24 protein-coding genes are annotated in these 20,720 nt (G+C 65.7%); 11 read left to right on the forward strand and 13 right to left on the reverse strand.

Going from position 1 to position 20,720, the window contains the following annotated elements; all coding sequences use genetic code 11:
- Positions 1 to 2: 2 nt before the first annotated feature.
- The 7 genes from SKC41_RS11490 (at position 3) to SKC41_RS11520 (ending at position 5,926) form a co-directional block, all read left to right on the forward strand.
- Positions 3 to 1,151, forward strand: coding sequence for a thiolase family protein (locus SKC41_RS11490; RefSeq protein ID WP_330977743.1), 1,149 nt, complete (start codon positions 3 to 5; stop codon positions 1,149 to 1,151).
- 150 nt (positions 1,152 to 1,301) lie between these two features.
- The gene (locus tag SKC41_RS11495; protein ID WP_330977744.1) at positions 1,302 to 2,690 is read left to right on the forward strand and encodes a mercuric reductase; all 1,389 of its coding nucleotides are present in this window, start codon (positions 1,302 to 1,304) and stop codon (positions 2,688 to 2,690) included.
- Between the two features lie 147 nt (positions 2,691 to 2,837).
- Positions 2,838 to 3,467: a TetR/AcrR family transcriptional regulator gene (locus tag SKC41_RS11500; protein WP_330977745.1), complete on the forward strand. Its 630-nt coding sequence runs from the start codon at positions 2,838 to 2,840 to the stop codon at positions 3,465 to 3,467.
- On the forward strand, positions 3,464 to 3,979 hold the full coding sequence (locus SKC41_RS11505) for a hypothetical protein (protein ID WP_330977746.1): 516 nt from the start codon (positions 3,464 to 3,466) through the stop codon (positions 3,977 to 3,979). Before SKC41_RS11500 ends, SKC41_RS11505 begins: the two co-directional genes overlap by 4 nt.
- Before the next feature lie 164 nt (positions 3,980 to 4,143).
- A complete protein-coding gene (locus tag SKC41_RS11510; protein WP_330977747.1) occupies positions 4,144 to 5,427 on the forward strand; it encodes a cytochrome P450 in 1,284 nt (427 codons plus the stop codon).
- Positions 5,424 to 5,612 (forward strand): ferredoxin, encoded by a 189-nt coding sequence (locus tag SKC41_RS11515; RefSeq protein WP_085223765.1) that lies wholly within the window; start codon positions 5,424 to 5,426, stop codon positions 5,610 to 5,612. Before SKC41_RS11510 ends, SKC41_RS11515 begins: the two co-directional genes overlap by 4 nt.
- Before the next feature lie 29 nt (positions 5,613 to 5,641).
- Positions 5,642 to 5,926 carry a DUF1330 domain-containing protein gene (locus SKC41_RS11520; RefSeq protein ID WP_330977748.1) on the forward strand — a complete coding sequence of 95 codons (285 nt, stop codon included), beginning with the start codon at positions 5,642 to 5,644 and terminating at the stop codon, positions 5,924 to 5,926.
- Between the two features lie 3 nt (positions 5,927 to 5,929).
- Here the strand turns inward: SKC41_RS11520 and SKC41_RS11525 are convergent, their stop codons facing one another.
- The 7 genes from SKC41_RS11525 to SKC41_RS11555 all read right to left on the reverse strand — a co-directional run bounded on the left by SKC41_RS11525 (position 5,930) and on the right by SKC41_RS11555 (position 12,109).
- Positions 5,930 to 6,130 (reverse strand): ferredoxin, encoded by a 201-nt coding sequence (locus tag SKC41_RS11525; protein WP_330977749.1) that lies wholly within the window; start codon positions 6,128 to 6,130, stop codon positions 5,930 to 5,932.
- Positions 6,131 to 6,140: 10 nt separating this feature from the next.
- Entirely contained in the window at positions 6,141 to 7,346 is a 1,206-nt protein-coding gene (locus SKC41_RS11530) for a cytochrome P450 (protein ID WP_330977750.1), read from the reverse strand.
- 120 nt (positions 7,347 to 7,466) lie between these two features.
- Positions 7,467 to 8,276, reverse strand: a complete 810-nt coding sequence (locus SKC41_RS11535) for an NAD(P)-dependent oxidoreductase (RefSeq protein WP_330977751.1) — start codon at positions 8,274 to 8,276, stop codon at positions 7,467 to 7,469.
- Positions 8,273 to 9,088 carry an NAD(P)-dependent oxidoreductase gene (locus tag SKC41_RS11540; RefSeq protein WP_330977752.1) on the reverse strand — a complete coding sequence of 272 codons (816 nt, stop codon included), beginning with the start codon at positions 9,086 to 9,088 and terminating at the stop codon, positions 8,273 to 8,275. Before SKC41_RS11540 ends, SKC41_RS11535 begins: the two co-directional genes overlap by 4 nt.
- Positions 9,085 to 9,975 (reverse strand): alpha/beta hydrolase, encoded by an 891-nt coding sequence (locus SKC41_RS11545; RefSeq protein WP_330977753.1) that lies wholly within the window; start codon positions 9,973 to 9,975, stop codon positions 9,085 to 9,087. The genes SKC41_RS11540 and SKC41_RS11545 overlap by 4 nt, the downstream gene beginning before the upstream one ends.
- On the reverse strand, positions 9,972 to 11,636 hold the full coding sequence (locus SKC41_RS11550) for a thiolase C-terminal domain-containing protein (RefSeq protein ID WP_330977754.1): 1,665 nt from the start codon (positions 11,634 to 11,636) through the stop codon (positions 9,972 to 9,974). The genes SKC41_RS11545 and SKC41_RS11550 overlap by 4 nt, the downstream gene beginning before the upstream one ends.
- A gap of 128 nt (positions 11,637 to 11,764) precedes the next feature.
- Positions 11,765 to 12,109, reverse strand: coding sequence for a hypothetical protein (locus SKC41_RS11555; RefSeq protein WP_330977755.1), 345 nt, complete (start codon positions 12,107 to 12,109; stop codon positions 11,765 to 11,767).
- A gap of 185 nt (positions 12,110 to 12,294) precedes the next feature.
- Here SKC41_RS11555 and SKC41_RS11560 point away from each other — a divergent pair, with 185 nt between their 5' ends.
- Genes SKC41_RS11560 through SKC41_RS11570 form a run of 3 tightly spaced genes read left to right on the forward strand, consistent with a single transcriptional unit; the run spans position 12,295 to position 14,942 of the window.
- On the forward strand, positions 12,295 to 13,218 hold the full coding sequence (locus tag SKC41_RS11560; RefSeq protein ID WP_330977756.1) for an NAD-dependent epimerase/dehydratase family protein: 924 nt from the start codon (positions 12,295 to 12,297) through the stop codon (positions 13,216 to 13,218).
- 11 nt (positions 13,219 to 13,229) lie between these two features.
- Positions 13,230 to 13,973, forward strand: coding sequence for a hypothetical protein (locus SKC41_RS11565; RefSeq protein WP_330977757.1), 744 nt, complete (start codon positions 13,230 to 13,232; stop codon positions 13,971 to 13,973).
- Positions 13,974 to 13,985: 12 nt separating this feature from the next.
- Positions 13,986 to 14,942 (forward strand): LLM class F420-dependent oxidoreductase, encoded by a 957-nt coding sequence (locus tag SKC41_RS11570; RefSeq protein ID WP_330977758.1) that lies wholly within the window; start codon positions 13,986 to 13,988, stop codon positions 14,940 to 14,942.
- Here SKC41_RS11570 and SKC41_RS11575 read toward each other — a convergent pair whose 3' ends face one another.
- Genes SKC41_RS11575 through SKC41_RS11585 form a run of 3 tightly spaced genes read right to left on the reverse strand, consistent with a single transcriptional unit; the run spans position 14,943 to position 17,742 of the window.
- Positions 14,943 to 16,118: an acyl-CoA dehydrogenase family protein gene (locus tag SKC41_RS11575; RefSeq protein ID WP_330977759.1), complete on the reverse strand. Its 1,176-nt coding sequence runs from the start codon at positions 16,116 to 16,118 to the stop codon at positions 14,943 to 14,945.
- A 29-nt stretch (positions 16,119 to 16,147) separates the two neighbouring features.
- Positions 16,148 to 16,444 carry a ferredoxin gene (locus SKC41_RS11580; protein ID WP_330977760.1) on the reverse strand — a complete coding sequence of 99 codons (297 nt, stop codon included), beginning with the start codon at positions 16,442 to 16,444 and terminating at the stop codon, positions 16,148 to 16,150.
- On the reverse strand, positions 16,441 to 17,742 hold the full coding sequence (locus tag SKC41_RS11585; protein ID WP_330977761.1) for an NADH-ubiquinone oxidoreductase-F iron-sulfur binding region domain-containing protein: 1,302 nt from the start codon (positions 17,740 to 17,742) through the stop codon (positions 16,441 to 16,443). Before SKC41_RS11585 ends, SKC41_RS11580 begins: the two co-directional genes overlap by 4 nt.
- A gap of 36 nt (positions 17,743 to 17,778) precedes the next feature.
- Here SKC41_RS11585 and SKC41_RS11590 point away from each other — a divergent pair, with 36 nt between their 5' ends.
- Positions 17,779 to 18,252 carry a hypothetical protein gene (locus tag SKC41_RS11590; RefSeq protein ID WP_330977762.1) on the forward strand — a complete coding sequence of 158 codons (474 nt, stop codon included), beginning with the start codon at positions 17,779 to 17,781 and terminating at the stop codon, positions 18,250 to 18,252.
- Between the two features lie 5 nt (positions 18,253 to 18,257).
- On the opposite strand, the gene SKC41_RS11595 is transcribed toward SKC41_RS11590, so the two are convergent.
- Genes SKC41_RS11595 through SKC41_RS11605 form a run of 3 tightly spaced genes read right to left on the reverse strand, consistent with a single transcriptional unit; the run spans position 18,258 to position 20,686 of the window.
- Complete coding sequence (locus tag SKC41_RS11595) at positions 18,258 to 19,124, reverse strand: alpha/beta fold hydrolase (RefSeq protein WP_330977763.1); 867 nt, start codon at positions 19,122 to 19,124, stop codon at positions 18,258 to 18,260.
- Between the two features lie 16 nt (positions 19,125 to 19,140).
- Positions 19,141 to 19,539: a Rieske (2Fe-2S) protein gene (locus tag SKC41_RS11600; RefSeq protein ID WP_090606541.1), complete on the reverse strand. Its 399-nt coding sequence runs from the start codon at positions 19,537 to 19,539 to the stop codon at positions 19,141 to 19,143.
- 1 nt (position 19,540) lies between these two features.
- Positions 19,541 to 20,686, reverse strand: a complete 1,146-nt coding sequence (locus tag SKC41_RS11605) for an amidohydrolase family protein (RefSeq protein WP_330977764.1) — start codon at positions 20,684 to 20,686, stop codon at positions 19,541 to 19,543.
- Positions 20,687 to 20,720 lie beyond the last annotated feature (34 nt).

The raw sequence follows: 20,720 nt of genomic DNA on the forward strand, positions 1-20,720 counted from the left end.
ACATGCGGGAGACGGTCATCGTCGAGGCGGTGCGTACGCCGGTCGGGAAACGCAATGGGGGGCTGGCGGGCATGCATGCCGCGGACCTGTCCGCCATCGTGCTCAACGAGGTCCTGGAACGGGCCAACGTGGGGCCCGACATCGTCGACGACGTGATCTGGGGATGCGTGTCTCAGGTCGGCGACCAGTCCAGCAACATCGGGCGCTACGCGGTACTGGCCGCCGGCTGGCCCGAGAGCATCCCCGGAACCACCGTCAACCGGGCCTGCGGTTCCAGTCAGCAGGCGCTGGACTTCGCGGTGCAGGCGGTGATGTCGGGCCAGCAGGACGTCGTCGTGGCCGGCGGTGTCGAGGTCATGAGCCGCGTTCCGCTGGGTTCGGCCCGGGCGACCGGCATGCCCTACGGCCCGAAAGTCCTTGCCCGCTATGACGACTTCTCCTTCAACCAGGGTCTGTCCGCGGAGATGATCGCCAAGAAGTGGGGTTTTTCGCGCACGCAGCTCGACGAATACTCCGCGCAGTCGCACGAGCGCGCCGCGTCTGCCCAGGACGGCAACGCGTTCACCGAGCAGATCGTCCCGGTCTTCATCGACGACGGGTCGATCGTCAATGCCGACGAGGGGATTCGGCGGGGGACCAGCATCGAGAAACTGGCCTCGCTCAAGCCCGCGTTCGCCGAAGACGGGGTCATCCACGCCGGCAATTCCTCGCAGATCTCCGATGGCGCCGCGGCGCTACTGGTGATGACGTCGGAGATGGCACTGAATCTGGGGTTGACGCCGATAGTGCGTTATCGAGCCGGCGCCGTCACGGGCGCGGACCCGGTTCTCATGCTCACCGGGCCGATCCCGGCGACCGAAAAGGTGCTGACCAAGGCCGGCGTCTCGCTATCCGAAGTCGGTGCGTTCGAGGTCAACGAGGCCTTCGCGCCGGTCCCACTGGCCTGGATCGCCGAGACCGGCGCCGACCCTGGCCTGGTCAATCCGCTGGGCGGCGCCATCGCGCTGGGCCACCCGCTGGGCGCGTCGGGGGCGGTGCTGATGACTCGATTGGCGCACCATATGCGCGACAACGGCATTCGCTACGGGCTGCAGACCATGTGCGAGGGCGGCGGCACGGCCAACGCCACCCTGGTCGAGTTGGTCGCGTAAACACCGACCAGACGCCTTCATGAAGGCCCGGTGCCTGGACTCTGTCGAGTGGGTAAACGAACCTAGCTGCTTGTTTTCCGGAGTGAGGCTCCGGCCGAAAGTTGGATCCTTCGCAACGCGAGTCGCCGCAGCGGCGATTAAACTCGCCCCGTGACTGACCAAATCGCCGATTTCGATCATGTCGTGCTCGGCGGGGGGAAGGGCGGTAAATCACTGGCCGTGGCCCTGGGCAATGCCGGCCACCACGTCGCCCTGATTGAACAGGCCCAGATCGGCGGAACGTGCATCAACGTCGCCTGCATACCCACCAAGACCATGGTGGCCAGTGCCAAGCTGATCGAACTCGCCAGCCGGGCAGCCGATTTCGGTGTGGACGTGCCGCCCGCCGGTCCGAGTATCGCCGGGGTTGTCGATCGCAAACGCAGTGTGGTCAAAGGGATGGTCGACGCCCACTGGAAGCTGTTCACCGGCACCCCCAATATGACGTTCCTCTTCGGGACCGGGAAGTTTGTCGGCCCGAGGACGATCGAGGTCTCCGCCGAGGACGGTTCGACAAGCCTCGTCCGGGGCGGCCGTGTCTACATCAACACCGGCAGCAGCACGACGATCCCGCCGATCCCTGGGCTGGCAACGGTGCCCTACCTGACAAGCACATCGATTATGGAGTTGGAGGAGTTGCCCACCCGGCTGGCCATCATCGGTGCCGGCTACATCGCCTTGGAATTCGCCCAGATGTTCCGTCGGTTGGGCAGCGAGGTCGCGGTGGTGCAGCGGGGTGCTCGGTTTCTTCCTCGGGAGGATCCCGATATCGCCGACGAGGTCCGGAAGGTGTTGCAGGAGGACGGCATCGAGTTCCTCGATGACGCCGAAACCGATTTCGTCACCGCGGCGGCTACGGGCATCGAACTGACCTACTCCCGCAACGCGCGGAGGGACACGCTGCAGTGCAGCCATCTCCTGGTGGCGGTCGGACGCACACTGAACACCGCCGGGCTGGGATTGGACGCCGGCGGCGTTCAGGTAAGCCCTCAAGGGGCAATCGTCGTCAACGACCGGCTTGAGACCACCGCCGAAAACGTCTACGCGATCGGTGACTGCAACGGTGGGCCACTGTTCACTCACGCGTCCTGGGACGACTACCGGATTCTGCTGGCCAACGTCCTTTACGGCGCCGGGCGTACCACGGCCGGACGTCTGATGCCATACACACTGTTCATTGACCCCGAACTAGGCCGCGTAGGGCTCACCGAGGAACAGGCCCTGGCGCAGGGGTATCAGATCGCCGTGGCGTCACTGACCGCCGCGAAGATCCCACGCGCCAACACCGCCGGGGAGACCAAAGGCGTACTCAAGGCCGTCGTCGAGCGCGAGACAGGACAGATTCTGGGCTGCTCTTTGTTCTGTCACTCGGCCGGGGAGATAATGTCGGTCGTCCAGATGGCCATGCGGGGCAAGGTGCCTTACACCGAGGTGCGTGACACTATCTTCACCCACCCCACCATGGCTGAATCGCTCAACCTGTTGTTCGCCGCGCTGTAGCACGTGCCCTCGGCCCGCCAGGGCGTGGTAGCCGGCCTCTTCCCGACTCGGTCCGTCACGTTTTACCTGGACAAGTGCAGCGCCCAGAACTAACCTACTGTGTGTTCAGGAGGTTGGTTCAGTCCACCAATCGGTCAAAGGAGCCCGGTGCCCGACGCACGGCGTTACGACACGCTTCTCGCTAAAGGTGAGGACCGCAAGCAGCGAATCCTCACGGTCGCGCAGCGTCTGCTCATTCGCAACGGCTGGCGCAACACCACGCTGGCCCAGATCGCCGGTGAAGCCGGTGTCACCCCCGCGGGGCTGCTGCATCACTTCGAGTCCAAGGAACAGCTGCTGCACGCGGTCCTGGACGCCCGCGATCAGGACGACGATTCGCACGCCGACCGCGCCGGCGACCTGATGGCCCAGATCTCCGCGGTCGCCGATCGATTCCACCGCGCGCCCGAATTGGTCGGCACGTTCACCGTGCTGCTGGTCGAGAACATCCTTCCCGACGCCCCGTTACACGACCGGATGCTCGACCGGCACCGGCAAGCCGTCGACATCGTCGCCCATCTGATCCGCACCGGTCAGGCCGACGGCCGGTACCGCGCAGACATAGACCCCACCATCAAGGCAGTGGAGATACTTGCCTTCGTCCACGGAATGGAAACCACATGGTTGCTCGATCCTTCAATACCTCTGACCGAGGTGTTCAAGCAGTACGCCGAGACGCTGGCGCGGGACTTCGCGCCCTCGAAAAAGTCACTGAAAAAGTCACTGAGCACGACATGAGGTACCGGCTCGACGTCGTCGCCTCCAGCGTGGTCGACGTGGTGCGGTTCGCCGGGGGATGGCTGTTCGACCGGTCGATGGCCGGGTGGGACGTCACCGTCTTGCTCACCGACCTGGCCGACCATTCCGATCTTCGGCCGCTGCAGATCATCGGTGCCCGCACCCTCGACCTCGACCGCACGCTGGCGTCGGTCGACGATCGTCCCCGACCGCAGGCGCTGGCGGCCGCGGCCGATCTGATGGGTTGCGACTCGCGGGTGCGCCACGGTGTCTTGCAGGCCCTCGACCACGGCGTCACCGAAGTCACGCTCTGGGGTGACACCTGGCCCGCGGAGCTCGATGGCAGCGTCGGCCTGGTGCAACACCGGCTGAGCATGGCCGCCCAGACGTTCAAGGCCAAGGCGCTGGCCGCCGCGGCGATGCCCGAGTACTCGAGCGGTCACACCGAGAACTTCCGCAGCGGACTGCTGGCCTGTCCGTCGGTGGCTGCCGATCTGGTCCCGGCCAGCTAAGACTTGAGGCGCCGGCCGGCCAGACTTCTGGGCGGATTTCGGCAGTCATTGCACAGTCCCCGCCGCTTAGCGGCACCCGTCGTTGACGACGATCACGCCGTGTGGAAATCTAATACTCATCTCTGAGAGGCTCATTCTCACTGCTGAGATTCGAACGGAGCAAGATGACGAACGACTTCTCCAAGATGGACTTCTTCCGAGGCAAAGAGCTCATCGCGGACCCGTACCCCTACTACGAGTCGCTGCGCGAGCAGTGCCCGGTGGCCCGCGAAGAGCACCACGGGGTCACGATGGTCACCGGCTGGGACGAGGCCTGCGCCGTGCTAAACGACGCGGAGACCTGGTCCTCGTGCATCTCGGTGACCGGCCCGTTTCCAGGCTTCCCGGTGAGCCTCGAGGGTCTGGAAGACAGCGACATCACCGACCTGATCGAAGAGCATCGCGACGAGCTGCCGTTCAGCGACCAGCTGCCCACGCTCGACCCGCCGACCCACACCAACCACCGCTCGCTGCTGATGCGGCTGATCACCCCCAAGCGCCTCAAGGAGAACGAGGACGCGATGTGGGCGCTCGCCGACCAGGCCCTCGACGACTTTCTGGCGCCCGGGCACGGCGAATGGATCAAGGGCTTCGCCGGCCCGTTCACGCTGCTGGTGATCGCCGACCTGTTGGGCGTGCCGATGGAAGACCGCGACAAGTTCGTCAAGGGCATCGCCGAGCATGCGGGTGGCGGCATCGGGGGCACCGGCAAGGAGTCGCTGTCCCACAGCCCGCTGGAATTCCTCTACGGCCTTTTCTCGGACTATGTCTCCGACCGTCGGCAGAGCCCTCGCGACGACGTGCTGACCGGCCTGGCGACCGCCACCTTCCCCGACGGCTCGATACCGGACGTCGGAGACGTCGCGCGCGTTGCCGCCAACGTCTTCTCCGCGGGCCAGGAGACCACGGTTCGGCTGCTGGGTGCGGCGTTGCAGACACTTGGCGAGCGCCCCGACATCCAGGCGCAGTTGCGCAAGGACCGCAGCCTGCTGCCCAACTTCATCGAAGAGTCGCTTCGCCACGAGAGCCCGGTCAAGGGCGACTTCCGGATGAACCGGCGGCCCGTCACTGTCGGCGGGGTCGACCTGCCGACCGGCACCACCGTGATGATCGTGCAGGCGGCGGCCAACCGCGACCCGCGCCGGTTCGAAGACCCCACCACATTCGACCCGGCCCGCAAGAACGCCCGCCAGCACATCTCGTTCGGGCGCGGCATCCACAGCTGCCCCGGTGCGCCGTTGGCGAGGGCCGAAACCCGCGTGGCGATCGAGCGGCTGCTGGATCGCACGACCGACATCAGGATCAACGAGGAGAAGCACGGGCCGGCGAATGACCGCCGCTACCAATATGTTCCGACGTACATTCTGCGTGGCCTGACCGAATTGCATTTGGAGTTCACGCTGGCATGAAAGTTTGGGTAGACGACCAACGGTGTCGCGGCCACGGTATGTGCCTCACGCTTTGTCCGGACGTGTTCAGCCTGACCGATGACGGTTACGCAGAAGCGATAGATTCCGATGTTCCAACGGAATTGGAAGCCGCCACTCAGGAAGCCATCGAGTGCTGCCCCGAGCAGGCGATCAGCGAGAAGTAACGAAATACACCGGCGAATAAGGAGACCCAGTGCCCAAGGGATACGTCATCCTCACCGAGGCCATCAAGGACCCAGAGGGTATGAAGGCCTACGGTAAGGCCGCCGGCTCGGCGATGAGCGGCGCCACCATTCTCGCGGTGGACACCGCGCCGACAGTCATCGAGGGCGACTGGCACGGCGACCAGACCGTCGTGCTGGAGTTCGAATCCGTCGACGCCGCCCGCGCCTGGTACGAATCCGAGGGCTACCAGAAGGCTGCCAAACTGCGCCAGGCGGCCGCCGACTGCAACGCGGTCATCCTCTCCGGATTCTGACCGCTACTCTCCGACGATCGCGATTGCCTGCCGAGGGCATTGACGGACGGCCTCGCGCACGTCCGCCTCGTTCTCCGGGGTGACTTCTTCGGTGTGAACGGTCAGCATGTCGTCATCGCCGAGCTCAAAAATGTCGGGGTTGATGCCCATGCAGACACCGTTGCTCTCGCAGAGTCCCCAATCGACCTCGATTTTCCTCGCCATCGCGGCCCCCTTATCGAAGGACTTTGACGGGCACGCTCTTCCAGCCCGCAACGTTTTGCATGTTTACCCGCTTGCACCCCGACCAGTCCACCTCGTAGCGCGGCATGAAGTCCAGCAATCGCTCCAGCGCGATCCTGCTTTCCAAGCGGGCCAGAGCGGCACCGAGGCAGCTGTGAATGCCATATCCCAGGCCGAGATGTTGCGCCTCGGTCTGGTCGCGCTCGATGTCGAACGTGTCGGCGTCGGTGAAAGCATCGCTGTCGCGGTTGGCCGATGCTCCGCACAGGAATACCGGCTTGAAGGGGGGAATCACGCCGCCGCTGACATGTGCCTCTTTGAGGGTGTAGCGGACGTTGTATTGCACCGGCCCCTCGTAGCGCAATAACTCTTCGACCGCCCCCGGGATCTTCTCGCGGTCGTCCTGCAGCTTTTGCCACTGGTCGGGGTGCCGGGCGAAGATGACTGCCGCGTTGCCCATCAGTTTGGTGACGGTCTCGGCGCCGGCGCCGCCCAGAAGGGTTGCGAACCCGCAGATCTCGATGTCGTCGAGTTTGCGGGGCGGACCGTCTTCGGTGGGGATCTCGGCCGCGATCAACCTGCTGATCATGTCGTCCTGTGGGTCCGCACGCCGCTGTTGAATCAGACCGTAGTAATACATCGCGGTCTCGATATTGGCCTGCATTCCGGCCTCGCTGACCTCGATCTGTCCGGGTTCGTGATGCAGGCTGGTGTCGATCCAGTGCCGCACCTGCTGGCGGTATTCCTCCGGCACGCCGGCCATCCGGGTGATGACCTCGACCGGGAACGGCCCGGAGAAGTCTTGCACCACATCGAAGTTCTCCGGATCGCAGGCGCCCAGGTACTTGTCGACCACCTCGATGATCGTTTCGCGCTGCGATTGGACGGCCCGAGGCGTGAACGCCTTGTTGAGCAGGCTGCGCATGTGCCGGTGGTCGGGCGGGTCCATGAAGATGATCGACCGTTGCTCCGGCGAGACTCCCCGGCGCACCATCGCCAGATCGCAGCCGCGCGCCGAGGAGTACGTCTCGAAGTCTTTGAAAGCCGCCGCCACGTCAACATGGCGGGTCAGCGCGTAGAAGTCCTCTTTCTCGTCGTAGTACAACGGCGCGTCCTCGCGCATCCGCGCATAGATCTCGAACGGATTGTTGTAATAGTCGTCGGAGTACGGATCGAAGAGAACTTTCGGTTTTGTCACTGACATGCTCCTCAGCGGCGAGGGTGGGGGCGGGCTGGAACCGTTACGATTGAATGCCTGACTGTAACGCTAACGGTAGCGCTTTCGTCGCGAACCGGGAAGAACCGAAGTGTCGACATGTCAAACCTTTCCGCCGACATCGAGGACTTCGATGACGTCGTCGAGGGCGCCGAGGTCGCCACCCAGGTCCGCGGCGATGTCGCGCACGACGGCCACATCTTTTCCGACGAATTCCCCGGCCACCTCGATGAACCCCGCGATCGAGCCGGTCGCGGCCACAATGTCGAGCACCCGGCTGGTGGCGCTGCCCTGCGCCAATGCGCCCAGCAGCGTCGATTCCGGAACGCCCAGGCGCTCGCCCAGCCGGATGGACTCGGCGAGCAGCCCGATGTGGCCGGCGAACAGTGCGTTGTTGACCAGCTTCACCGTCTGACCGGCGCCGCGCGGGCCGACGTGCAGCACCGGGTCGCCGTAGCAGCCCAATACCGTTTGCAGTCGGGCCACGGTGTCACCCGTGCCGCCGACGAAGAGCGTGAGGGTGCCCGCCGCGATGTCATGCGGGCCGCCGCTGACCGGCGCATCGACGACCTCGACATGGCCCGCCTGCGCCGCGACGGCCTCGATTGTTTTCGGGCTGGTCGTGGTGTGCACCACCAGGGTCGAGCCCGCCGGCATGCCCGACAGCAGCGGGCTGTCCAGGCAGACCTGGCGCACCTGCTCGTCGGTGAAGACGCAGAGCACCACCACATCGGCCTGCGCGGCGGCGTCGGTCATCTCGTTCACCACGGTTGCGCCCAGCCGCTCGAGATCGTGGCGCTTCGCGTCATCCGTGGCATCGCGGACCAACACCCCGACGTCGTGGCCGGCCGCGGTGAGACGCGCCACCATCGCACGGCCCATCCGCCCGGCGCCGACGAACCCGACTTTCACCTCGGGTGATCCATCAGTGTCAGCGCGGCGTCGGCCGCATCGAGGACGGCGCCCCCGCGAGCGGCGGCCGCCTCGGCGAGGTCGACGATCAGCCGCACGTCCTTCTGCAGCAACGTGCCTGCCACGCCGGCCAACCGGTCCAGGCCGTCGCTTCCGCCAATGACATTGAGTGCGAAGCTGTTTCCGCTGCTGCGTGAGACGACTTCGACGAGCCGCTCCGCTGCGACGCCGAGCGACTGCGCCAGCGAAAGCGCGGTGGCCGCGGTTCCCAGGTTCGCGGTGAACAGCAGATTGTTGAGCAGCTTGGTGGTTTGGCCGGTGCCCAGTTCGCCGAGGTGGACGACGGGATCGCCATAGGTTTCGAAGACGGGACGGCAGCGCTCGACGGCGTCGGTTTCACCGCCGACCATCACCATCAAACGTCCCTCGGCGGCGGCCGGACCGCCGCCGCTGACCGGGGCGTCGAGCAACGAAACACCCTTACTGCCAACCTTTTTCGCGAGCGACTTGCAGGTGTTGGGGTGCACGGTGCTGTGTACCGCGATCACACTGCCCGACTTGAGGCCCGCGAGCAACCCCTGTTCACCGGTGGCGATTTCCTCGATGTCGGCCTCGCCGACCACGCAGAGGCAGACCAGATCGCTGGCCGCGGCGAGTTCGGCCGGTGACGACGCGATTTCCGCCGAGGTGTCGGCGAACGGCTCAACCGTTGCGGGCCGGCGCGCCCAGAGCGTGGTCGCGAAGCCGCCTTCGACGATCCGCCGGGCCATGGGGCCACCCTGGCTGCCCAAGCCGATGAATCCGACTCTCATCCGGCGGCCTCCCCGTCCGCTGAACGTGCGGCCACACACTCGTCGGCGAACCCGAGAACCTTCGCGTGGTATTGCGGGGCGGAGTGGCCGAGGCTGATGTTGTGGCCCGCGTTAGGTTGCCGGTGCACGGTGAAGCGCGGCACGCCGGAGAACATCGAGATGATCTCCTGCACCGCCGAATCGTCGGTCTGCCAGACCTTTTCGTGCTCGGCGATACTGAATTGCACCGGCACCCGGACGGCGGGGGCCAGCGTGGGGAAGGTTTGACGGGCCCAGTCCGACACCATCTGGTCCTCGTAGGAGGGAGCGGATGGGGACACCGTCGCGCCGCCGAGGACCTCGGGCGGATACATGGTCTCCGGGCTCCACAGCAGGTCGCGCATGCCCGACGGGCGGCGTTCTCGCGTCGCTGTCTTGAGTATTTCTTTGGCCGCGGGGTGATAGTGCCGGCCGGTTCCGGCCAACTCGATGCCGAGCAGATCGGCGCCGCGCTCGTCGGCAGCCATCCGTATCGTCAGCTCGCAGCCGCCCGAATGGCCCATCACGAACAGACCTGCGCCGCTTGGTCGTTCGCCGATGATGCGTTCGACCGCACCATATGCCAGGTTGACGCGCTGGTCGCCCTCGGCCATCGCCTCGGGGTAGGGCGCCGAACTGCCGTAGCCGGGCCGGTCGAGCGCCACCACGGTGAATCCCGCCGCCGCGCCGGTGCGAAGGAACGAGTACGACGGATGGCCGGGGCAGTCGAAATAGACCGCGGTGGTGCCGCCGCCGTGGATGGCCACGATCACGGCCTTGGGATCAGGGGCTTCGGCGACCACCGCCGACATCGGCACCCCGTCGACGATCACCAGCCGGGGTCGCGGAGTCGGCGCGGCATCGCTCATGTGTCGGCCCGCAGCAGGAGCACCCCGCTGGGAGTGAGGCCGCCGCTGCTGACCACACCGACCCGGGCATCGGCGACCTGACGGTCGCCCGCCTCGCCGCGCAGCTGGGTGATCGCCTCGTGCATCAGGCCCATGCCGTGGGTGCGGCCATGCGACAGTTGGCCGCCGTGGGTGTTGAGCGGCAACTGCCCGTCGCGCGCGATGTTCTTGCCGCCGTCCAGAAAGTCCTTGGCCTCGCCGATTCCGCAGAAGCCCAGCGCCTCGATCCAGGTCAGGCAGTTGAACGAAAACCCGTCGTACAGCTCGGCGACGTCGACGTCGGCAGGTCGCAGCGAGGTGCGCGTCCACACGTGTGCCGCCTGACCCAGCGCCTGCGGCTCGTGGGTCAAAGTGCTTTGGTCCCAGTCGAGTCGCTCGACGATCTGCGTTCCGACCGCCTCGACCAGGACCGGGGGCTTGGCCATATCACGGGCCGCATCGACGGCGGAGACGATCACGGCGATCGCGCCGTCGCACGGCACGTCGCAGTCGTAGAGGCCGAACGGTGTGGTGATGGGCCGCGCGTTGAGGTAGTCGTCCATCGTCATCGGGGTCCGGTAGATGGCCGTGGGGTTGAGCTCGGCGTTGGCCCGCTGGTTCAACGCGATCCAGCCCAGCGTTTCTTTGGTGGTGCCGTATCGGTGGAAGTGCCGCTGGGCGTTCATCGCCAAGGTGTGCGCTGCCGAGGTGGCGCCGAATGGCATCTGCCAGCCCGACATCCGGCCCGCTGATCCCTGGGTCGGGGCGATCTTGCCCTGCTTCATCAGCTCGCCGTTGGTGGCTTCCCACAGCGTCCGGAAGCAGAGCACGTGACGCGCCAGCCCGCAGGCGACCGCGAGCATCGCGGCGATCACCGATCCGCCCGGGCCGAACGTCTCCATCGCGCCGTTGTGCCAGGTCGGCCGAATGCCCAGCGCGCCCTCGAGAGCGGTGACCCCGCCCTCCCCGAATCCGCCGACGTTGAGCGCGCCGGGGTAGGTGGACAGTCCGTCGATGTCGGCATAGGTCAGGCCGGCGTCGGCGATCGCGGCCTCACACGCCTGCACCGTCAGCGCCAGCGGCGGTTGCATCAGTCGCCGGCCGATCGGTGACATGCCGATCCCGGTCAACGCGACCTTGTCTTCGAACTTGTCGGTGGTGAGCATCGGACGCACGTATTCGCCGAAGCGTTCCGGTGCGATCTCGTCGATCGGCAGCGGCGCGGGCTCGGCGTCGGGGATGGGCCGAAACAGCGGAAACCACACGTCCTCGACATGCTCGAAGACGACCTCGACCTGTTGACCGAGCTCGAGCTGATCGGGCTCGCAGTCCACGATGTTTGTGGTCAATCGCACCCGCGGGTCCTCGGCGATCGCAACCTGCGCGATCACGTAGGGCGCGACCAGCCCGGGCAGGCTGAACCGCTCGTTGATGGTGAAGCCGGCCAGCGTCGCCCGGCCGGAAACCGCGCGCACCCCGATATCCAACGACCGGCAATAACGGCACACCGGCGCCGGCGGATGGATCAGGGATTCGCAGGCCTTACATTCCTGCAGTCGTAGCTTTCCGTCGGCACCCGAGGTCCAGAAAAACTCGTTCTCCTGCGTGACCAGGGGCAATGGGCGGCCCGGTGCTGCTGACACGTCACCTCCGGTGCGCCGAACGACCAATTCGGTAGGGCCGTTATACGAATCGGAGAATTACGTTATCACTGCCAAGCCGGCGTGATCCAGACGGCGTGGTCCGGCGGTAGGACGACGACCGCCGGCCGTCAGTACGGCACCCAGGCGCCGTCGAAATAGGCACCCCACTGGTGAAAGCCGACGCTCCACATCGGATCGTTCGGTGACCACCACGGCCGTGGCGGTGGGGGCGGCACGTCTTGCCCGGCAAACGACGGCGCGTATGCCGGCGGGGCTACGTACCACGCGGGCGCCGGCGGCGGCGGTTTGCACTCGCCGGTCGCGTCGTTCCACGACATATTGGCGGACTGGCACTGCGCCCCGCCGATACCAGGCGCCGCGATCACCACAGCCGGCGTCGCGATCACCTCGACCGCCATTGCCCCGAAAACGACCGCAATGGCGGCGGTCAGGCGACGAATAAACCACCCCATGGCGGGCCTCCTTTTGGAGCTGTTCTGGCCTCGGCTGGTTTCAGCTTATTCCGTTGATATCGCCACGACCACGTCGAACGACGTGCGGGCGATACAACAGCGAGCCCGGCCACCTGTCCCATGTCCGGTTGGCCGGAGTTATGCTGCCACCCGGCGTATCAAGTACTTCACATTGGGAGGACTTATTGCTCGACGCGGAGAAGATCCTGATCACCGGGGCGACGGGCAAGATCGCGTTCCCCATCGCGCGCGCCCTGGCCCAAGCGGGGAACGAGGTGTGGGGCGCCGCTCGCTTGAGGGATCCCGCGGACCGGGAAAAACTCGTCGACGCCGCCATCTTGCCCATCGCGCTGGACATCAGCGCCGGCGACTTCTCCGGTCTACCTGACGATTTCAGCTACGTATTTCACGCGGCCGTGGACCCTGGCGCGGAGGACTGGAACCGCTGCATCGAAACCAACGCACAGATGTCCGGCGAACTGCTGCACCACTGCCGCACCGCCAAGGGATTCGTGTTCTGTTCCACCGGCTCGATTTACGCCTACCAGGGGCAGCGGCCGTTGACCGAATCCGATCCGCCGGGGGTGCCGCTGCGGGCGAACTACAGCATGTCCAAGGTTGCCGCCGAGGCGGTGTGTACGTGGATTGCCAAGCATTATCGGATCCCGCTCAGCATCATCCGGATCTGTTCGACGTACGGCCCCCAGGGCGGTGCGCCGGCCGACCGTCTCGATGCGATGTTGGCGGGCAAGCCAATTCGGCTGTATCCCGATAAGCCGAACAACTACAACCCGATCTACGAAGACGACTATATCGAGCTCGGCATCCGCGCCATGGAAGTCGCCACCGTGCCGCCGGTCGTGGTGAACTGGGCCGGCAGCGAGACGGTCAGCGTCGAGGATTACTGCACGTTCATGGGCGAGCTGGTCGGCGTCGAGCCGATCTTCGAATACACCGACCAGGCACATCCGCCGCTATGGCCGGATGTCACTCACATGCACGACGTGCTCGGCCGCACCAAGGTGCCCTGGCGCGACGGCTTCCGGCGCATGATCGAGGCCCGTCACCCGGGAATCGCCCTGCCCCCGCATGATTCGACAACACCCTAAGGACGAACGCGATGCAGCTTCCCGGCACGCCATCCGACGACGTCGCGGATATCCTCGCCGCCGGGCGTGGCGAGATCACCACATTGTTCGTCTCGATGGCGACTCGTCATCCCGACGGAACCGATTCCGACTATCTGCGCTGGCACACCCTTGACCACCGTCCTGAGCAACACCGACTCGCCGCGGTGCGCGCCTCGATGCGGCTGGTGTCCACACCGGCCTGCCGCGCCGCGCGTGCGGTCAGCGGCGGCCCGTTGGACGCGGTCGATCACGTGATGACGTACTTCTTCACCGATGCGGCGGGACTTCAGGGCTTCAACGAATTGTCAACGGCGCTGGGCAATGCCGGGCGCAAACTGTCCCTACTACCGCCGGTGGAGCGCGGTGTGTACGAAGTTCGCAGCCGTGCGGCGGCGCCGCGGGTCAAGATCGGGTCGGATGTGTTGCCCTGGCTGCCCGCGCGGGGTGCGTACGTGGTGGTCGAGCGGGGATCGGCGGCACCGAACCCGCTGGTCGAAGTCGACGGCGTCGCCGGCGTGTGGTCGGCGCTGTCGCGCCAGGTCGACGCGGGTCTGGCGAACGCTCAAGGGAATCAGTCGATTACCTACTGCTTTCTCGACGACGACCCGGTCGCCACCGCGCAGCGGCTGCGACCAGTACTCCAGGTGCGTTGGGCCGAATCGGACATCGAACCAGTTTTTGCCGCGCCGTTTTTCGCGGTAGTGCCGTACGAGTGGGATCGGTATGTCCCGTAGCGAGAGGGCCGCATGCGCATCGGCTTGATGGTCGGCTCCGACAAGGAGCGCGCGCGTGCCGACCGGTTGGCCGGGCTGATCGCCGATGCTGTCGCGGCCGAAAACGACGGGTTCGCCTCTTTTTGGATGCCCCAGGTGCCCGGCTATCTCGATGCGATGACCGCCGTGACACTGATCGGGCAGGCGACCAAGCGCATCGAAATCGGGACGGCGGTCGTACCCATCCAGACCCGCCATCCGATGATCATGGCGCAGCAAGCCCTGACCACCCAGATCGCGTGCGGCGGACGATTCACGCTGGGGATCGGACCGTCACATCATTGGATCGTCAACGGCCAACTCGGATTGGACTACGACCGCCCGGTCCGCCTGACCCGCGACTACCTCGAGGTACTCGAAGCGTCGTTCGCCGGGCCGGGCACGGTCGCCGTCGACAACAACAGCTATCACGTCCACTCGCCGCTGGACGTCACCGACAGCTATGGGGTTCCAATTCTGTTGTCCGCGTTGGGTCCGACGATGCTGCGGCTTGCCGGCGAGCGAGCCGGCGGCACCGTGCTCTGGATGGCCGACGAGCGGGCGATCCGCGACCACGTCGTCCCGCGCATCGCCCAGGCGGCCAACCGCGTCGGGCGGCCCGCCCCGCGTATCGTCGCCGGAGTTCCGGTCGCCCTGTGCGCCCACGACGCGGCAGACGAGGCTCGCGGTTACGCCAGCGAGGTGCTCGGGCACGCCGACTTCTCGCCGAACTATGTGCGACTGCTCGAACACGGCGATGCCCAGGACGTCGGTGACACCATGGCCGCGGGCGACGAATCCGCGATCCTGGCCCGGCTGCGCCGCTATCGCGAAGCGGGCGCTACCGATCTGGCGGCGCGAATTGTCCTGCTGGGCAAGGACGCAACGCAACGGACCGAGTCGCGACGCCGGACCCAGGAGTTTCTGTCGTCGCTGTGTCCGGCGTTGTGATCAGCGCGACGGCAGTCCCAGCACCCGCTGGGCGATGATGTTGCGCTGAATCTCCGACGTACCGCCCGCGATGGTGCCCGCATAACTGCTGATGTAGCGGGTGAACCAGCTGGCGGTAAACACGTTGGGCGCGTACGGGTTATACGGCGCCGAGAGCGCCGCGTCGCGCAATCCGTCGATGCCCGCTCCGTCCAGCGCATGCCTGAGTGCGTTTTGCTCGGCCTCGGAACCGAAGACCTTCAGCACGGACATGGCCGCCACGTCGACGTCGCCGCGGGCCGCCCGCCCCAGTGCTCGCGAGCCAAGTAGCCGCAGTGCGCAGTAGTCCATCGCGATGGTGGCGTAGTGGTCTGCGCTCACCGCGTCCGCCGGGCGGTAGTCCTCGAGAAGCTGCTCTAACCGGTTCGCGAAGGCCATCCACATCAAGGTGCGCTCATGACCGAGTGAGCCATTCGCGACCCGCCAGCCTTGATGGAGCGGTCCGACGAGGTTCTCCGCGGGTACCCGAACGTCGTTGAAGAAGACTTCGTTGAAGTCCAGATCGTCGCGGTCGTAGACCGACGGGAACGGACGACACACCAGCCCGGGTGTATCGGTGGGAATCAGCAGCGCGCTTATTCCCTTGTGCCTCGGGGCGTTTGGGTCGGTGCGAACGAAGGTCAGGATGACGTCGGCGTCATGAGCGCCAGAGGTCCAGACCTTCTGCCCGTTGACCACGAAGTGATCGCCGACCAACTCGGCCTTGGTCGACAGGCCAGCCAGGTCGGAGCCGGCCCCAGGTTCGCTCATACCCAGGGACGCGGTCAGGTCGGCGCGCAGAATCGGCACCGCCCAATGTTGCTTCTGCTCGTCGGTCCCGAAGGACAGCAGCGACGCCGCGATGATGCCGACGCCCTGGGGATTGAAGCAGTGATAGATCCGGCGCCGCGCCAGCTCCTCGCGGTGGACGAACTGTTGCAGAATATTCGCGTCGCGCCCGCCGAATTCGGGCGGATTTCCGGGCAACAGCCAACCGTGGTCGAACTGCAGCCGCTGCCAGCGGCGCGACCACTCAGGCACATGTGATGTCGACGACGGCCGCTGCGCGGCCTGTGCCGGCGTCGGCAGATGCTCGTCGAGGAACGCGACGAAATCCGCGCGGAAGGCTTCGACCTCGGCGTCGAAGGTGAGTTGCATGAACGGCTATCAGTCAGAGCCGGGAAAGCTCAACGGGTGAAGCCCCATTCGGCTTCATTCTCTTCGGTTTTGAGATGCTCGGCCGGATCGTCCGCCTCGGTGAGTGGCAGCGAGGCGGCGGGTGAGATGCGTTCACCGATCTCGGCGATGGCGTGCACCGGGCAGTCCATCAGCGCGCGCATGACCGCGTCGCGATCCGACTCCGGTACCGTGCCATCCCCGATAAGGGATGCATAACCCCAGTCGTCCAGCGAGAAATATCCGGGCGCGTATTTGGCGCAAACTCCGAAGCCGTCGCAAATGGTGCGGTCCAGGCGGATTTTCATGCTTGCCTCAAAGGTTGCGCCTCGTAGGGACGTTCGGCGCGGAATGCGCCGCCGGCGCAATCCGGACAGGTGTTGTCGAGATGCGCCGTCACTTCGGCCTGGAACTGATCGAGCAGGCTGGCGGCCACATTGGTGGCGGCATCGAGTGTGGCGCAGGCACCGCGCCCGCGCAGCAGCACCGACCAGCGACGCAACCGGTCGACGTCTTCCTTGGTTGCGGCGCCGTCGCGCAGCGCCCCGGTTGCGGCAGCCATCGCCGCCGTCCCGTTGAAACAGGACCCGCATTGGCCGGCATTCTCGCGGTCGAAATAGGCCAGCACGGACGCCGCGACCGCGACGGGGCAATCATCGGTGATCACCGAGACGGCACCGCAGCCCAGGCCGCTGCCGAGGCGCCGCATCGTCTCGTGATCCAGCGTGGTCTCCAGCACCCTGCGGTTGAGCAGACCGGCGAAGTACCCACCCATCAGCGCCCCTCGCACGCTTTCAGGGGAAATCCCATGCAGTGCAAGCAGTTCGGTGAATGCCAGACCGTGGGGCAGTTCGTAGAGCACCGGCGGCTTGCCGCCACCGGTGATCGTCGCCAAGAAGGTGCCGGTCGACAACGAGGTGCCCTGCGAGCGGAACGCCGCCGAACCGTTGCTCTGTAAGTAAGGCAGATTGGCCAGCGTCTCGACATTGCTGACCAACGTCGGCAGCTCATCGACGCCCGCTTCGAATGGGCGTGGCGGCTTGTCGGTCGGCTTGGCCGGCCCCCCGTTGATCACCCGAACCGCGGCGGTCTCCTCACCGGCCACGTATCCGGGCGCCACGGTAAACACGTGGACCACGACACCAAGGGTGTCGGAATCGAGCTCGCCGAGTGCGGTTTCGACGCTGTGCGCCGACTCCGGGTCGGACACATACACGTGGGCGCGGTCCGCGGCCACCACTGCCGCGGCCAACCGCAGTCCATCCAGCACCAGATGCGGGCGGTTGCGCAGCAGCCAGCGGTCCTTGACCGAAGCCGGTTCTCCCTCTTCGCCATTCGCGATGACGACGGGCGCAGCGGCAATCAGACGGCCGTTGTCGCGCACCGTGCGTAACTTGACCGCAAGCGGGAAGGCCGCGCCGCCGCGGCCGACGAGTCCGCTGGCCTCGACTTCGCCGAGCAATGCCTCGGCGTCGGCCAGCCGACGGTAGCCGCCCAGCTGTCGATATGCAGCCAGGTCTTCTCGACCGGCTTGCGCGCTCAGCAGCCGCGGTGTGCACCCGGGAAGGGTGGCGGTGGTGATCGTCGTGGACTGGGTGGTGTTCAAAGCTGGCCTGCCATCGTCTTAGTTAGGCTTGCGCCCATGCGAACTGCGGTGGTGCGTGTCAACGTCGACCCGGAAGGCGTGCTGACGCCGGCGCAATTACGTGACGGCATGGCAGCGCTCCTGGAACTCGCGGGTCACGCCGGCGCCGGCGTGGTCGAGAACGACCTCGCGTCCATGCCCGAGAGCCGCCGTGAAGTCGAATTGCTCATCGCGGCCGAAAACGGCGACATGGCCAAAGAATCCGCAATCGGGTTGTGCGCCAAAGTGTTCAGCAATACGCCCGTCCCGGGTGTGATCACCTTTGTCAGCCGCGGAACCGATGACGACGCGCACGGCGTGCTGTCGGGGTTCGGGCTCACCGGTGACATCGTGCGCACGCCCGGCGACGAGGGGTTCGACATCGTTTACGTGACGTTGCGCGAGGCGGACCTCGACCGTATTCCGGAAAGCCGGGTCCACACGGCGCTGGAAGCGTCGCTCAACTGCGAGGTCCACATTCGCACCGTGTGACGCCATTACGAGCCCAGGAATTCGAGAATCGGTGGCGCCGCCTGCACCCAGGTGTCGAACATGTTGAAGTGCTTCACCCGGCCCGCCGCGCGGTCCTCGGAGGCACGCTCCCAGGCGTCCTCGGGCCAGGGCGGGTCGATGAGCTTGGATCCCTTGATCAGGCAGCTGACTTCCAGCGACGTCCGCTTGGGGTGATCCATGTCGTTCTCGCCGCCACGGATGATCAACGTAGGAACCTTTATTCGGTCGAACATTTCGTCCTCGACACCGGGAATCGTCTGCCCCGGCTTGGAAACGAACGCGTTGAGCCAGCGCAGCATCAGCTTGAGGAACTCGTCCTTATCGAAGTCGAGGAACCGCTGCTTATTGGCCGGGTTCTCCTCGATGCGCTCGCGCCATTCGGTTACCTTGATCACGCCGTCCATGCCGGTGCCGCGCACCGCGAGGATGCTGGGGATGATGTAGAAGGACCCGAGCACGAAGCTGCCGTAGATGCCGCCGACGATGTTCCAGACCACCAGCTTGGTGACCATCTCCGGGTAGAGCATCGTGGTCAGCATGGAATCCCTTGCACCACCGGATCCTCCGGCGAGGATGCAGCGCTCGAAGCCCAGTCCGGTCACCAGCTTGTGCAGGGTCTCGGCGCGCATGTGCGATTCGCTTTGCCCGTAGAACTGCACATCGGAGGCCCCGCAGTTGGGCCGGTCCCACAGCAGCACGCGGTAGCCGCCCGCGGCAAGTGCATCAGCGAGTGGACGCAGACCTTCGATTTCCTTACTGAACCGCCCGCCGGGGGTCAGGGCAATGAGATCGCCTGAGTCACCGAGGATTTCGTAGACGACATTTCCCCCGTTGATCTCAATCGATGGCACGCGATTCTCCCTGTAGTTAGGCTTGAACCAGAACGTCGTTGCCGACGACTCGCACCGGGTAGGTGCGAATACTCCACTCCGGCTTGACCGCGGTGGTGCCGGTCGCCAGCTCGAAACCCCATTGGTGCCAAGGGCAGTAGATGAATTCCAGGTCCCGCACCATCACGGCGTCGCCCGGCACGGATTCGTCGACGATCGTGCGTCCCCGGGCCCGTCCCGAGCACAGCGGACCGCCCTCGTGCGGGCAGTAATTCGCGATCGCGTAGAAGGTGCCGTTGACGTTGTAGACACCGACGCCGTGACGCCCGATCGGTACCAGCTTGTGCTTGCCCGGCGGAATCTCGTCTACGGTGGCGACGACATGCTCGCGGCCCTGGGCGAGACGTGGCTCGGGCCGTTTAGTTTCTTCTGACAATTCAGAGCACCCGGACCTGACCCTCGAGCACCGGAACGGTCTCCGGCAGGTGATAGGTCGCGATGCCGTTCTTGTACATGATCGCGTCGCGGGCGTGCTTGGGTAGGTGCTTGACCAACCAGCGCGGGTCATCGAACGTCCAGTGCGGGTAGTCCGACGAGAACAGCAGGATCTTCTCGCACTCCATCCATTCCAGCGCGCGGGTCAGCTCGGTCTTGTCTTCCGGGTAGTCCAGCGGCTGGGTGGTGAACTTGATGTGGTCCTTGACGTACTCCGACGGCTTGCGCTTGATGTCCACCCACGACTTGCGCGCCTCGTAGATCGCGTCCATCCGCCACATCAGCGGCAGGATCCAGGTGAACGCGTGCTCGACGAAGACGATGCGCAGCGTCGGGAACCGGTCGAAGACGCCGTCGAAGATCAGGCTCATCACCTGGTTCGCGGCCAGCAGCGAGTAGGTCACCATGAAGTCGTGGTTGTAGCTGGGGAATCCGACCGGCGGGATCGGTAGCTCGTCGAACTGGCTGCGCGACAGGTGGCAGCTCACGGTGATGTCGTGCTTGGTAGCGGCTGCCCAGATCGGGTCGTACTTCGGGTGGCCCCACGACGGCCGCGGCTCGGCCTTGATCAGGACCTGCGCCATGAACGGGTGCCCGGCCCACTTCTCGATCTCGCGCGCGGACTCGTCGGGCTCCTCGATGGCGCAGCAAATCGAACCGCGCCACCGCTCGTGCCAGTTGTTGTGGCTGTCCAGCCAGTGATTGGCCTGCCAGTCGTTCAACGCGGCCGACATCGCGTGCTGTGCTTCGGGCAGCCGCGCCGGATAGGCGGCGGGTTCCAGGATCGCGATGTCGGAGCCGGCCTCCATGATCAGCTGGCGGAACGCCATGTCCGGGTCGCTGCAAGGGAATTCACCGTTGGGGGGGAAGGCGTCCACGCGCATCGCGTAGGAGTGCGCGTAGTCGGGGGCGTCGTAGTAAATCTGCTCACCCACGGTGCGGGTGAGGAAGTACTTGCTGCGCCAGGGCTCGGGGATGTACGGCACCAGCTCGCCGCGCTTGGGCGCCGGGTGAACATCCGAATCGACGCATCGGACGGCTATGCGCTCGGTAGCGGGAACCCGCTCCCGCGAATGTGTCAACGTCATCTGGGTCTCCTGGTTTTCTGCGGTCTGCCCGCTT

The organism is Mycobacterium sp. 050128 (genome assembly GCF_036409155.1).
GTDB lineage: Bacteria > Actinomycetota > Actinomycetes > Mycobacteriales > Mycobacteriaceae > Mycobacterium.

Coding starts and splice junctions, on each gene's coding strand:
- SKC41_RS11490 (WP_330977743.1), top strand. CDS start 3: ATGCGGGAGACGGTCATCGTCGAGGCGGTGCGTACGCCGGTCGGGAAA.
- SKC41_RS11505 (WP_330977746.1), top strand. CDS start 3,464: ATGAGGTACCGGCTCGACGTCGTCGCCTCCAGCGTGGTCGACGTGGTG.
- SKC41_RS11510 (WP_330977747.1), top strand. CDS start 4,144: ATGACGAACGACTTCTCCAAGATGGACTTCTTCCGAGGCAAAGAGCTC.
- SKC41_RS11515 (WP_085223765.1), top strand. CDS start 5,424: ATGAAAGTTTGGGTAGACGACCAACGGTGTCGCGGCCACGGTATGTGC.
- SKC41_RS11525 (WP_330977749.1), bottom strand. CDS start 6,130: ATGGCGAGGAAAATCGAGGTCGATTGGGGACTCTGCGAGAGCAACGGT.
- SKC41_RS11540 (WP_330977752.1), bottom strand. CDS start 9,088: ATGAGAGTCGGATTCATCGGCTTGGGCAGCCAGGGTGGCCCCATGGCC.
- SKC41_RS11545 (WP_330977753.1), bottom strand. CDS start 9,975: ATGAGCGATGCCGCGCCGACTCCGCGACCCCGGCTGGTGATCGTCGAC.
- SKC41_RS11555 (WP_330977755.1), bottom strand. CDS start 12,109: ATGGGGTGGTTTATTCGTCGCCTGACCGCCGCCATTGCGGTCGTTTTC.
- SKC41_RS11565 (WP_330977757.1), top strand. CDS start 13,230: ATGCAGCTTCCCGGCACGCCATCCGACGACGTCGCGGATATCCTCGCC.
- SKC41_RS11570 (WP_330977758.1), top strand. CDS start 13,986: ATGCGCATCGGCTTGATGGTCGGCTCCGACAAGGAGCGCGCGCGTGCC.
- SKC41_RS11575 (WP_330977759.1), bottom strand. CDS start 16,118: ATGCAACTCACCTTCGACGCCGAGGTCGAAGCCTTCCGCGCGGATTTC.
- SKC41_RS11580 (WP_330977760.1), bottom strand. CDS start 16,444: ATGAAAATCCGCCTGGACCGCACCATTTGCGACGGCTTCGGAGTTTGC.
- SKC41_RS11590 (WP_330977762.1), top strand. CDS start 17,779: ATGCGAACTGCGGTGGTGCGTGTCAACGTCGACCCGGAAGGCGTGCTG.
- SKC41_RS11605 (WP_330977764.1), bottom strand. CDS start 20,686: ATGACGTTGACACATTCGCGGGAGCGGGTTCCCGCTACCGAGCGCATA.